This is a genomic window from Rhodococcoides corynebacterioides (genome assembly GCF_019834675.1).
GTDB lineage: Bacteria > Actinomycetota > Actinomycetes > Mycobacteriales > Mycobacteriaceae > Rhodococcoides > Rhodococcoides corynebacterioides_A.
Genome location: NZ_JABUBU010000001.1, coordinates 397,594 through 409,702, shown reverse-complemented (window position 1 = coordinate 409,702; position 12,109 = coordinate 397,594). Strand labels below are relative to the sequence as shown.

The following is a 12,109-nucleotide window of genomic DNA, read 5'->3' as shown; positions in this document are numbered from 1 at the left end:
CGTGTCCGTCATCCCAACCCCCTGATCGTGTACGGCCTGCGCAGAACGCGATCCTCAGTCGATCATTACCGGCCAGTAGGAACAACAGTGCGCGCAACGATTGCGCAGAATGACGCACACTGCCGTGGCCCCCGACGGGAAACCACGGCAGTGTGCGCAAGAGGAACGGTTCTCACTCGACCGTCATCTCGCCCATCTCGTTCCACCCGGTGGCCTCGATGGACTCGCTGATGATCTTCGGCGTCGACGCCAGCGCCTTCGGCAGCTCCTCGGTCGCCTTCCGGAAGTGATCGCTGTTCACGTGGGCACCCCCGGCCTCACCGTCGCGGAAGGCCTCCACGAGCACGTACGTGTTCGGCTCCTCGAGGCTCTTCGACCACTCGAACCACAGGCAACCCTCCTCGGCGCGGGTGGCCGCGGTGAACTCGGCAACGTGGTCCGGCCAGCGGTCGGTCCAGTCGGGCTTGGTGGTGAACTTGACGACGATGAAGATCACGGGGCGCTCCTGTGGGGTCGGTGTCCGAGCTGTTCTCGACTGAAGGGGATTCGCGGCCGGCGTGACGCTCGGCCGAGTCGGTCACGGTGTGAGAATGGCCCGGCCGCGGACCCGGCCGGCGTCGAGATCGTCGATGGCGGATTGAAAATCGTCGAGGGCGTATTTCGCCGTGTGCAGCACCACCGCGCCGCGCGCAGCGAGTGCCATGAGGTCGCACAGGTCGTTGTAGGACCCGACCAGGTTACCGACGATGTTCAGCTCGGCCGAGACGATGTCGATGGTGGGGACGTCGATGTTTTCGCCGTAGCCGACGACGTAGTAGTCGCCCGCCTGCCGCAGCATCGCGACACCCTCGGCGGTCGCTCCGCCCTCGCCGACGAAGTCGATCACCACCTCGGCGCCGACACCGCCGGTGAGGTCACGCACGGCCTCCACCTGGCCGCCGTCCGCCACGACGCCGTGGTGCGCGCCGATGGTCTCGGCCAACGCCACCGCGTCCGGGTTCCGGTCGACCACCACGATCTCGGCGGGGGTGAGCGCCGTCAGCACCTGAATCCCGATGTGCCCCAGTCCACCGGCCCCGATCACGACCACACGGTCCCGCGGAGTCAGAGTGCGCGAGGCCTTGGCGACGGCGTGGTACGCGGTCAGTCCGGCGTCCGCGAGGGCGGCGACGTCGGCGGGTTCGAGCGAGTCGTCGATCTTCACGACGCTGCGTGCCGACGTCCTGAGATATTCCGCGTACCCGCCGTGGGTGTCGATGCCCGGGAACTGGTTCTGCTCGCAGTGGACGTCGTCACCGGATCGGCAGGCGCGGCAGAAACCGCAGGTGATGAGCGGGTGCACGATCACTTTGTCGCCCTCGGCCACGGTCGTGACCGCGGACCCCACCGCGTGTACCCAGCCGGCGTTCTCGTGACCGATGGTGTACGGCAGCGTCACCTGCGATTTCTCCGCCCACTGCCCCTCGAGGATGTGTAGATCGGTCCGGCAGACACCGGCCCCGCCGATCCGGACGATCACGTCGAACGGGCCCGTCGGCTCGGGTACGGGCAACTCCGTCATCTGCAGTTTCTCGTGGTAGCCCACGACCTGTACGGCGCGCATCGAGCTCATGGTGAGGTGTGTCCTCTCGGGAGTGAGGCCTGAGTCAGGCCGAGATGGTGGTGCGGTCGGGGTCGTCGTACCGCGTCCGAAGCAGGCCACGGCAGAAATGCGCATTCCCTTCGATCGAGATGCGGGTGGACCGCGCGCGGCGCAGAGCCAGTTGAACGTCGAGGCCGACGTAGCCCGCGCCCAGGTGGTCGACCATGACCGGTGCGTCGGGGCGGGTCGAGAGGCCGATCGCCAACCGTCGGTCCAGCAGTTCGTCCGTGGTGCGCCCCGGCGGCAGATCACCGAGGACGACGGTGGCCATCTCCTGCGGACTGCGCCACGGGTGCGCCGCCATCAGGGCGGTCAGGCTGCGTTCCATCGCCGCCACGTGCGCCTTGCGTCGGAAGATCGTTCGCAGCTCCTCCAAGTCGTCCTCGGCTTCGTGACCGAACGTTCCGCGGTAGCCCGCGTCCGTCGCGAGGCCGGCGTTGATGATCGCCGAATCGTGGTGGTCGTCGAGCGCGACCGACACCGATCGTGTCCAATCCAGCTCCGACAGAGCCGTTTTCGCGTCCGACGCCATGAGGTAGGCGAAGTTCGGCGCACAGAAGGACGTGGGGAGGCGCAGGTGGACGGTAACGTCGCCGTCGTCGGATACCGCCAACGACGCCACGAAGTCGAGATCGGTCACGGGCTCGTCGAGTTCGGGGTCGATCACCGTGTCCAGCGCCCGCCACACGTCCGCCCGGCGAGAGTCCGTGCGCGGGGAGTTCGCGGTCATGCGCCCACCAGGTCGTCGGCGACGCGATCCGCGCCGCGGGGGCCTGTCGCGGTCTCGTCCGCGTCGGCGACCCGCAGATGGGCCGGCACCTCGATGTCGTACATCGCAGCCGCGTTCAGCCCCAGGATCTTGCGCTTCTGGTTCTCGGTCAGCGCCGGGTACTCGGTGAGCTCCGCGGGGATCTCGAAGTCGACGAAGCTCTCGACCAGCCACCGGGGCGTCCACAGGGCGTAGTCGCTGGAGAACTGAATGCGGTCCTCCCCCACCCAGTAGAGCAGCTCGCCGAGAATCTGCCCGAAGTACTTGGGGCGGGTGAACATGAAGGGCATCGCCACGGCGAGACCGGCGTGCACGTTCGGCTCCTGGGTGGCGATCCAGCAGAAGTCTTCGAGGCGGGGCAGACCGCAGTGCTCGACGACGAAGTTCAGATCGGTGAAGTCGGTGGCGATGTGGTCGACGTCCGCGACGTCGAAGGCGTCCCGGTCGAGCGGCCGGATGGTCGGGCCCTTGTGTACGTGGATGTTGCGGATGCCGACCTCCCGGCACACCTCGAGGTAGCGGCGGGTCCAGTCGTCGTCGAGCTTGTATCCGCGGGAGTCGCCGTGCCATTCGGCGGTGTAGAGCTTGACGCCCTTCAGGCCGAACCGTTCCGCATCCGCGCGGAGCTGGTCCAACCCGGCCTCCCCGTTGCGGGGATCGAAATTGTGGTTGTAGGTCAGCTTGCCGGGGTTGGCCTGCGTGAGTGCCCACGCCTCCTCGGTCTGCCCGAAACCGTCGACGTAGAACTCCCCGAGCCGAGCCGGCTGGAAGATCGCGTGATCGACGTAGCCGTCTTCGAACAGGTCCTTCATGAACCGCTCACCGCCCTGGTACAGGTACTCCTCGTACGTCCAGAGCTCGCTGTCCGGCGACAGATTGCGGTGATAGTCGTAGAAGCAGTCGATGAACTGCTTTCCGTGGACGTTGCGTTGGTTCTCCGGTCGCGCGTCCCACAGCGCCACGTGCGCGTCGACGATGAAGTAGCTGGTGCCGTCCTTGGTGTACATCCGGGCTTTCCTTCCCGGTGTGACTGCTGCCACACCTGATGGCGTCCACGCTAGGAGGCACGGAAAGGTACGGACAGGCCGTCGGCGTCTCACATTGAGACGATGCGGGGCACCCGAAACTGTAATGTGAGTCACATGCAGGTGGAGCCACGCGACGGGGAGCGGGACGCTGTCGGCGCACCCGTCCCACCGCGTGTGCGGGCGTCCTGGGAACGAAGCCAGTCGTACGGCATCCCGGTGGACGCAGTCGAACCGACGTTCACGGGAACCCGATCTCCCGGATCGCTCTTCCACGAGTGCGGCGACGCCGTCCTCGCGGACCTGCACCGGTCGATGACCACCGAGCCCGTCGGGATGATGCTCACCGACGCCCACGGCGTCGTCATCACCCGCCTCAGCGGCGATCGGGCGCTTCTCCGCGCGCTCGACGCGGTCCACCTCGCCCCCGGGTTCGGCTACTCCGAACGCGAGGTGGGCACCAACGGCCTCGGACTCGCGCTCGCCGACCACGCGCCCACCCTGGTCCGAGCGGAGCAGCACTACTCCCGCACACTGTCCGGATTCACCTGCGCCGCAGCCCCGGTCGTCGATCCGGCGACTGGCCGACTCGACGGCGCCGTCAACCTGACCACGTGGTCTCGGTCCTCCAGCGAGTTGCTGCTCACCCTGGCCCGGGCCGCCGCCGGCACCATCGCGGCGACCATGCTGAGCCGCGGCTCGTCCGGACCGGCTCTCACCCGCCCACGTCGCTCGCTCTTCCGCGTCGACCACGGACTCGGCCGCGCCACCGAAAATCTCGGATCCGATTGGACGGCAACCGTCACTGCCACCCGAGCAGCACTGATCGCCGGCCGCGTCGTGGCCGTCGTGGGCGAACCGGGCACCGGACGCGCCACCGCCGCCGAGATCGCGGCCCGGCGCGCCTGGCCCGACCACCGCGTCCTCACCGCGGGCGCACCCGATCCGGACGACGCCGAGTCCTGGTTGTCACTGTGGGATTTCGAGGCCGGACGGGCGGACACCGTCGTCGTCGTCCGCGATGTGGACGCCCTGCCCACGTATTTTGCGGACCGCCTCGCGGCGGTTCTGCTCACCGGTCCCGGAACCACGATGCCGGTGGTCGTCACGGCGGAGAACCTCGCTGCAATACCGGCCGCGTTCACGACGGCGATCACCGCGGCCGTGCCGCTCTCACCGCTGCGCGAGCGACCCGGCGACGTCGCGCCCCTGGCCCACCGAATCGCGCACGGCGTCCGCGGACGCGACGTCGCCTTCACGGCAGCGGCGATCCGGGTGCTGCAGCAGTTCTCCTGGCCGCAGAACTGCGCCCACCTCCGCCGCGTCGTCGAGGACGTGGTCCGCCGGGTGGACGTCGTCGACGTTCCCGCCCTCCCGGCCGAGCTCGTCGTCGACTCCGGCGGTCGCCGACTGTCGACCATCGAGGCGTTCGAACGCCGCGAGATCGTGCGAGTCCTGGCCGACGGAGCCACGATGGCCGCCGCGGCCGAGCGACTCGGCATGAGCCGCGCGACGCTCTACCGGAAGATCAAGTACTACCGGATCCCCGCACGCTGACCCCGACCGGGCCCCGACGCACGAAACCCCGCGACGAAGGCGCCGCGGGGTTCGGTGACGAGTGACGAGATCAGGCCGTCGCGCGCCGGGGAAGCGTCCAGTCGGGACGCACCCAGTGGCAGGTGTACCCGTTCGGGATGCGCTGCAGGTAGTCCTGGTGCTCGGGCTCCGCTTCCCAGAAGTCGCCCGCCGCCGTCACTTCCGTGACCACCTTGCCCGGCCAGATGCCGGAGGCGTCGACGTCGGCGATGGTGTCGAGCGCGACCTCCTTCTGCTCCTCGCTGGTGTAGAAGATGGCCGAGCGGTAGCTGAGTCCGACGTCGTTGCCCTGACGGTTCTTCGTCGACGGATCGTGGATCTGGAAGAAGAACTCGAGGATGTTCCGGAACGACGTCCGCGTCGGGTCGAAGACGATCTCCACCGCCTCGGCGTGCGTGCCGTGGTTGCGGTAGGTGGCGTTCGGAACGTCGCCGCCGGTGTAGCCGACCCGCGTCGACAGCACACCCGGCTGCTTGCGGATCAGTTCCTCGACACCCCAGAAGCATCCGCCCGCCAGGACGGCCGTCTCGGTCCGCGTTCCGGTTCCCGTTCCCGTTGCCTCGGTCATGTGTGACTCCTCCTCGAAGGTCGGTTCGGTGCGCTCGGTTCGATACACACTGCGCACCGTCTACCGGTCGAACGTTCGGACGGGGTTCGGTTGTTCCGCCGCATCGCTCGCCGACGGGCGCGCGGACTTGCTACCGTCTTCAACGTTCGTTGAGACTCTGTTCGCCGAGGCCCCGGGGGGAGCTGTGATTCGGTCGACCGCGCACGACGGTGGTGCGGAGCGTGCCCAGCCGCTCCACCTCCACCTCCACCACGTCCCCGTCGGTGAGCAGCCACTGCGGGTCGCGGGCGTACCCGACGCCCGCCGGTGTCCCGGTGGCCAGCAGGTCACCTGCTCGGACCCCGACGGTGCGCGAGATCAGCGCGAGCGTGTCGCCCACGGAGAAGACCAGCTCGTCGGTCGTCGCGTCCTGCACGACGGCGCCGTTGACCCGGGTCCGGATGCGCAGTCCGTCGCGCAGGTCGCCCACCTCGGCGGCGGGCACCAGCGGACCGAGGGGGCCGGATCCGTCGACGTTCTTGCCCAGCGTCCACTGGGAGGTCCGCTTCTGCGCGCCCCGCGCCGTGATGTCGTCGAAGGTCGAGTAGCCGACCACCGCGGCGAGGGCCTCGTCGGCGTCCGCGCACGTCAGGTGGGCGCCCACCCACGCCATGACCTCGCCCTCCCAGTCCAGGCCGTCCTCGTCCGCGGGGACCTCGACGATGCCGTCGCCGACCCCGAGCGACGACGTCCACCGCGCGAAGATCGTGGGGTACTCCGGAATCGGGTCGTCCGCGTAGCTGCCCTCGGCGTGGTGCTTCCGGTAGTTCAGGCCGACGCAGAACACCCGCGCGCCCGGCAGCACCGGGGGGACGAGCGTGACGTCGGATCGGGGGATCTCCGGGCCGCCGGCGCCGCGCGCGAGGTGACCGCCCGGGTCCGCCCAGAACGCCTCGAGGTCGGCGATCGGGACCACCGCCTCCCCGCCGCCGATGCCTGCGCCGTTACCCGGGCCCCGCAGTTCCGCCACCTCCACCGGACCGCTCGTCGTCCGCTTGATTCCCACGATGCGCATACCGCCCCCTGCTCCGTCGACCGTCGGGGACGGACCCTACGACGGCGCGCCGCGCAGCGCGTGCGGTCGGCCGGCAGCGGACGGACGTGGCCGTCGTGACCGGGGACTTCCGCCGCTACCTCTTCCCGCACGACCATCCCCGCCTGTCCGAGATTCGGGGCCTGGACGCGGCCGAGTACGCCCGCGTCGCGAGTCGGCCGGGGACGTTCACCGGCGGACTGATCGCGGGGTGGGCCCCGCTCTACCGCGCCCCGTTCCGCGGCGTCACCGAGAACGGCATCCTGCGCCGGGACGTGCATCCGTTGACGCCGGCGGAGGCGTCGGACGCGGCGCCCGTCGCCGCGATGGTCGAGGCCGCGACGACGCTGCTGGACACCCTCTCCGATTCGGACCGCGCGCGGCTCTGCCACGACGTCGACGCCGTCGAGTGGCAGACCTGGGCCAACCCGGAATTCCTGCAGTTCGACACGGGCCTGCGTCTGGAACGCACCACCGACGCGGTGCGCGACGCGGCGATGGAGCTGATGCGCGCGTCGCTCTCGCCCGAGGGATTCGAGACGGCACGGAACACCATGGCCGTCAACGGTTTTCTCGGCGAGACCGTCGATCTCCCGACCATCCTGAACGAGTGGTCCTACAACCTCGCGCTCTACGGCCGCCCGCATCCCACCGCCCCGTGGGGGTGGCAGCTGTTCGGGCATCACCTGGCCCTGAACTGTCTGGTCGTCGACGGGCGGATGACGATCGGCCCGGCGTTCCTCGGCGCCGAGCCCGACGAGATCGACGCCGGACCGCGGGCCGGCGTCCGCACGCTCGGTCGGCACACCGCCGCCATGCGCCGCATCATGGCCGCGCTCGGGGAGTCCCACCGCGCGCAGGCCACCGTCTACCGGTCGATGGTCGACCCGGCGATGCCACCGGGCCGGGTGCATCCCGGCGACGAGCGCCACCTCGCGGGCGCGTTCCAGGACAACCGGGTGATCCCGGTCGAGGGCGTGCGCGTCGCCGATCTACCCGACGCCGACGCCGCGGCGGTCGACGACGCGGTCGAGGTGTTCCTCCATCTGCTGCCCGACGGCCCACGACGGGCAGCGATGCGTGGGGTCGTCGACCATCGCGACGAGACGTGGTTCTGCTGGATCGGCGGCCACGGCGAGGACGACGTCTTCTACGCGCGCATCCAGTCTCCGGTCGTGCTGGTCGAGGTCGATCACCACTGTGGCGTCTTCCTCGACTACGACGAGCCGAAGCCGTTCCACGTCCACACGGTGCTGCGTATCCCCCACGGTAACGATTACGGCCGATCCTGGGTCCACCAATGGCGGCAGAGGCGGCCACGATCGTGAGGAGAGTCTCCTGGCCGACATAGGACGTGCGTCGCTGATCCTGGACACGCTCGCCGAGAGCCGAACGATGCTCTCGCTCACCGAACTCGCGCGCCGCACCGAGTTGCCGCGCTCCACCGTGCACCGCTTGATCCAGGCGCTCGAGAAGGAGCTGTACGTCGTGCGCGACCCCGGTCGCCGCGGCTACTCGCTGGGGCCCGGGCTGCTCAAGTTCGGCGTCGCCGCACATTCGAGCCTGGTGTCGAGCAACCGGCGCTCGCTCGCGTCGCTGGCCCGGACCACCGGGGAGAACGTGGACCTCGCGGTGTTCAGCGGACGCGAGGTGGTCGTCGTCGATCAGGTCGAGTCGCCCGATCGGGTGCGGTCGGCCACCGAGGTGGGTCGATCGTTCTCCCTGCACGCGAGCTGCCTCGGGGTGGCGTTGCTGGCGTTGCTCCCGGACGACGTGGTGTGCTCCCTGCTCGTCCGGCCGCTGGAACGGTTCACCGAGCACACCGTGACCGATCCCGACGTCCTGTGGCAGCGCATCGAGGAGGTGCGGTCGACACGGATCGCCGTCGACCGGGAGGAGCACGATCTCGGAATCTGCGCCGTGGCCACCGGTTTTCGCGGGCGCACCGGCGCGTTGCAGGCCGTGTCCGTCGTGATGCCGTCGTCCCGCTTCCGGCTGAAGCAGTCCCGCGCGATCGAGGGACTGGAACGACTCAACCCGGACCTCGCGTGACCGAGTCTCGCCGCGATGCTGCACATTCCGGACTGCCGTCCCGAGGATCGGGACGGGTGACGTGACCGATCGCGATCACCACGCCATCCTCGACAGCGTGCAGCCACCCTCGACGTCCCAGCAGCCGGCCCGTGTGGGTCCCGACGGCCGGATCGGCTCGACGTACGACGTGGTCGTGGTCGGTTACGGCCCGGTCGGCACGATCGTCGCGGCGCACCTCGGCCGACGGGGACACCGAGTTCTGGTCGTCGACCGGGCCGACGCGCCCTATCCGCTCCCCCGTGCGGTCACGCACTGTTCCGACGTCGCCCGGATCCTGCAGTCGGTGGGACTCTCCCCCGACGCGGTCCCCGACGTCACGGAGCCGTACGACGCGATGTACGTCTGGACCAACGGGAACGACGAGACCCTGGTCGAGGTCGACTGGAGCGGTCTCGGCGAATCCGGTTGGTACAACACGTACTTCTTCGATCAACCGTCGCTCGAGCGCGCGCTCGACGCGGTCGTCGCCGATCTGCCGCACGTCGACGTCGTGCGCGGGGCGGAGGTGACGGCGCTGGACGACGGGACCGACGCCGTGACGGTGACGATCCGCCGTGGCGGCGGCAGCGGCGACGGCGGCGGGAATATCGAGGACGTCGAGGTGCGGGCGGCATTCGTGGTGGGCGCGGACGGCGCTCGCAGCACGGTGCGCGATCTTATGGACTCCGGCTGGCACGACGAGGGGTACCAGCACGACTGGTTGGTGGTGGACGTCGAACCCGGTGCGGGAGCATCGGTTCCGACGGGAGCGACCCAGCGGTGCGACACCGACCGACCCGCCACCATGGTGCCCGGCGGGCCGGGGCGACGCCGGTGGGAGTTCATGCGGCTGCCCGGCGAGGATCCCGACGCGCTGAACACCCCGGACGCCGCGTGGTCTCTGCTGGCGCCGTGGGGACCCACTCCGGACACCGCGGAGCTCGTGCGCCATTCGGTGTACACGTTCCAGGCCGGCTGGGCGGAACGGTGGCGTCGCGGTCGGGTCGTGATCGCCGGGGATGCAGCACATCTCATGCCGCCGTTCGCCGGGCAGGGCCTCGGCGCGGGGTTCCGGGACGCGATGAATCTGACGTGGAAACTCGATGCCGTGCTGCGCGGGGTCGCCGCTCCGGCCCTGCTGGACACCTACACCCCGGAGCGGCAACACCATGCCCACGCGTTCGTCGACTTCTCCGTCTCGCTGGGCAAGGTCATCTGCATCACCGACCCGGACGAGGCCGCCGCACGCGATCGGCGGCTGCAGGCCGAGCACCGCGCCGGGGACAGGCCGCGACCACCGCGTCCCGGCCTCGGCCCGGGGTTGCACGTCGGCGAGCACGGGGGCGTGCTGTCGCGGCAGGGGCGGGTGCGGACCCCCAGCGGCACAGGTCGTTTCGACGATGTGCTCGACGGTCCGGGCGCCCTGCTGCTGCGTCGGGCCGAGGACGCGCCGGAGCTGTCGACGCGAGACCGCGCGGACCTCGCCGCGCTGCGCGTGACCGTGGTGGCACTCTCCGCCGACGGACCCGCCGCAGTGGTCGACGACGTCGCCGTGATCGAGGACGTCGCCGTGATCGATGACGTCGACGGCACCTACACCGCCTGGCTGGACGAACTGGGAGCCGACGTGGTGCTGGTCCGCCCGGACTTCCACCTCTACGGCACCGGAACCGGAGACGACGCCGGAGCACTCGTCCGCGGCTTCCTCGAGGGGGTGCGGACCGGGACTTGCGTGCGTGTCGGCAGTTCGAACGTATGATCGATTTCTGTCGGTGGGTCGATCTACACTGGGGCCATGTCGTCGGGGGGCGGCGGGAACGGACCCGCACACACAGCAGCAACACCGGTGGATGCACCGGTCTCACCGGTGACGGCGGTGTCGGCGGCGAGGGCCGCGTTGAACGCGGCGATTGCCGACCTCGCCGCCCTCGACACCCGCACCGCCGGACTCGAGGACCTCCTCGCCCTGATCATCGACTCCGAACGCGCCTCCCGCGCCCTCACCGGCCTCGGCCAGACCTGGCTGCACCGCTCCGTGAACGCCGGCGCATTCACCGACACCGGCCTCACCTGCGCCGACGCCCTCTCCGGCCTCCTGCACATCGACCTCCCCGACGCCCGCACCCGAATGCGCCGCTCGATGCTGCTCACCGAGCAGACCACCCTCACCGGTGACCCCCTCCCACCGCGCATGCCCGGCACCGCCGCCGCCCTGCGCGACGGGGCCATCTCCCTCGCCCACGTCACCGTCATCGACACATTCCTGTGTGAGCTCTCCCCCGCCGTCGACGCGCAGACCCGCGAGCGCGCCGAAGAGCAACTGGCCGACCTCGCCCGGCAGATCACCCCCGCCACCCTCCGCCGGGCCGCCACCCGCCTCGCCGGATGGATCGACGCCGACGGCGCCCTCACCGACCCCGCCGACCGCCGCCGACGCCGCTCCTTCCGCATCTCCGGCCCCGACCGCCACGGCATGTACACCGCCGTCATCGTCTGCGACGCCGAGGGCGCCGCCACCCTCGAACTCGTCCGCGAGACCCTCGGCAAACCCGGCGTCACCCTCGACAGCAACGGCGACCGAGCCGGTGACAGCGAGAACGAGGTGGGTGACTGCGGCGACAGCGCGAACAGCGAGAACGGGGAGAACGAGGACGGCGAGAACGGGGATGGCGACGGGGCCGAGACGGCCGCGGCCGCGGCGGCGGAGCGGGTGCGGGACCCCCGCACCGCCGCCCAACGCGACTACGACGCCGTCTTCACCGCCATCACCCGCACCCTCGCCCGCCGCGACCTCGGCACCACCCACCGCGGCCTGCCCGTCTCCCTGATCCTCACCACCACCGTCGCCGACCTCGCCGCCCGCGCCGGACTCGCCCTCACCGCCGGCGGCACCGCCCTCCCCATCGCGGACCTGCTCACCCTCGCCGGCAACCACCCCGACGACCTCGACACCTGGCTGTGCATCACCGACCTGCACGATCGGCCCCTACACCTCGGACGCAGCCGCCGCACCGCCAGCACCGACCAACGCCTCGCCCTGTTCGCCACCGACCACGGCTGCACCTTCCCCGGCTGCACCGCCCCTGCCACCCGCACCCAGGTCCACCACGTCACCGACTGGGCCCACGGCGGCACCACCGACATCGGGTACCTCACCTACGCCTGCGACCGCCACCACCGCCAGATCCACACCGGACCCCTCGGCTGGGCCACCACCATCGCCCCACCCGGCCACCGCTGGGCCGGCCGCACCCTCTGGCACCCACCCGCCCTCGCCGACCCCACCAGAGAAGGCCGCGTCAACCACCACTTCCACCCCGGCGACCTCCTCCACGACCCCGGCAGTCCCTGACCGCCGAAAACC

Annotated in this window: 11 protein-coding genes; 5 read left to right on the top strand and 6 right to left on the bottom strand. The window is 70.3% G+C overall.

Translation table 11 applies throughout. From position 1 onward, the window contains the following. Positions 1–172: 172 nt before the first annotated feature. The 4 genes from HQ603_RS01930 to HQ603_RS01915 all read right to left on the bottom strand — a co-directional run bounded on the left by HQ603_RS01930 (position 173) and on the right by HQ603_RS01915 (position 3,418). Entirely contained in the window at positions 173–496 is a 324-nt protein-coding gene (locus HQ603_RS01930) for a putative quinol monooxygenase (RefSeq protein WP_068102514.1), read from the bottom strand. Positions 497–577: 81 nt separating this feature from the next. Next, positions 578–1,603 carry an NAD(P)-dependent alcohol dehydrogenase gene (locus tag HQ603_RS01925; RefSeq protein ID WP_068106108.1) on the bottom strand — a complete coding sequence of 342 codons (1,026 nt, stop codon included), beginning with the start codon at positions 1,601–1,603 and terminating at the stop codon, positions 578–580. A 43-nt stretch (positions 1,604–1,646) separates the two neighbouring features. Then, positions 1,647–2,372, bottom strand: coding sequence for an iron-sulfur cluster assembly protein (locus HQ603_RS01920; RefSeq protein WP_222682672.1), 726 nt, complete (start codon positions 2,370–2,372; stop codon positions 1,647–1,649). Beyond that, positions 2,369–3,418 carry an amidohydrolase family protein gene (locus tag HQ603_RS01915; RefSeq protein ID WP_068102518.1) on the bottom strand — a complete coding sequence of 350 codons (1,050 nt, stop codon included), beginning with the start codon at positions 3,416–3,418 and terminating at the stop codon, positions 2,369–2,371. Before HQ603_RS01915 ends, HQ603_RS01920 begins: the two co-directional genes overlap by 4 nt. Before the next feature lie 237 nt (positions 3,419–3,655). Between HQ603_RS01915 and HQ603_RS01910 the strand changes: the two genes are divergently transcribed. After that, entirely contained in the window at positions 3,656–4,993 is a 1,338-nt protein-coding gene (locus HQ603_RS01910; RefSeq protein ID WP_308126309.1) for a helix-turn-helix domain-containing protein, read from the top strand. Positions 4,994–5,063: 70 nt separating this feature from the next. Here the strand turns inward: HQ603_RS01910 and msrA are convergent, their stop codons facing one another. Continuing rightward, the gene (msrA, locus tag HQ603_RS01905) at positions 5,064–5,600 is read right to left on the bottom strand and encodes a peptide-methionine (S)-S-oxide reductase MsrA (protein ID WP_222682670.1); all 537 of its coding nucleotides are present in this window, start codon (positions 5,598–5,600) and stop codon (positions 5,064–5,066) included. Positions 5,601–5,739: 139 nt separating this feature from the next. Then, on the bottom strand, positions 5,740–6,654 hold the full coding sequence (locus HQ603_RS01900) for a fumarylacetoacetate hydrolase family protein (RefSeq protein WP_222682669.1): 915 nt from the start codon (positions 6,652–6,654) through the stop codon (positions 5,740–5,742). An 86-nt stretch (positions 6,655–6,740) separates the two neighbouring features. Here HQ603_RS01900 and HQ603_RS01895 point away from each other — a divergent pair, with 86 nt between their 5' ends. The 4 genes from HQ603_RS01895 to HQ603_RS01880 all read left to right on the top strand — a co-directional run bounded on the left by HQ603_RS01895 (position 6,741) and on the right by HQ603_RS01880 (position 12,097). Continuing rightward, positions 6,741–8,000 carry a DUF3500 domain-containing protein gene (locus HQ603_RS01895; protein WP_308126308.1) on the top strand — a complete coding sequence of 420 codons (1,260 nt, stop codon included), beginning with the start codon at positions 6,741–6,743 and terminating at the stop codon, positions 7,998–8,000. A 10-nt stretch (positions 8,001–8,010) separates the two neighbouring features. Then, positions 8,011–8,724, top strand: a complete 714-nt coding sequence (locus tag HQ603_RS01890) for an IclR family transcriptional regulator (protein ID WP_222683176.1) — start codon at positions 8,011–8,013, stop codon at positions 8,722–8,724. Positions 8,725–8,785: 61 nt separating this feature from the next. Further along, entirely contained in the window at positions 8,786–10,504 is a 1,719-nt protein-coding gene (mhpA, locus tag HQ603_RS01885; protein WP_308126307.1) for a bifunctional 3-(3-hydroxy-phenyl)propionate/3-hydroxycinnamic acid hydroxylase MhpA, read from the top strand. An 87-nt stretch (positions 10,505–10,591) separates the two neighbouring features. Continuing rightward, positions 10,592–12,097: an HNH endonuclease signature motif containing protein gene (locus HQ603_RS01880; protein ID WP_222682668.1), complete on the top strand. Its 1,506-nt coding sequence runs from the start codon at positions 10,592–10,594 to the stop codon at positions 12,095–12,097. Positions 12,098–12,109 lie beyond the last annotated feature (12 nt).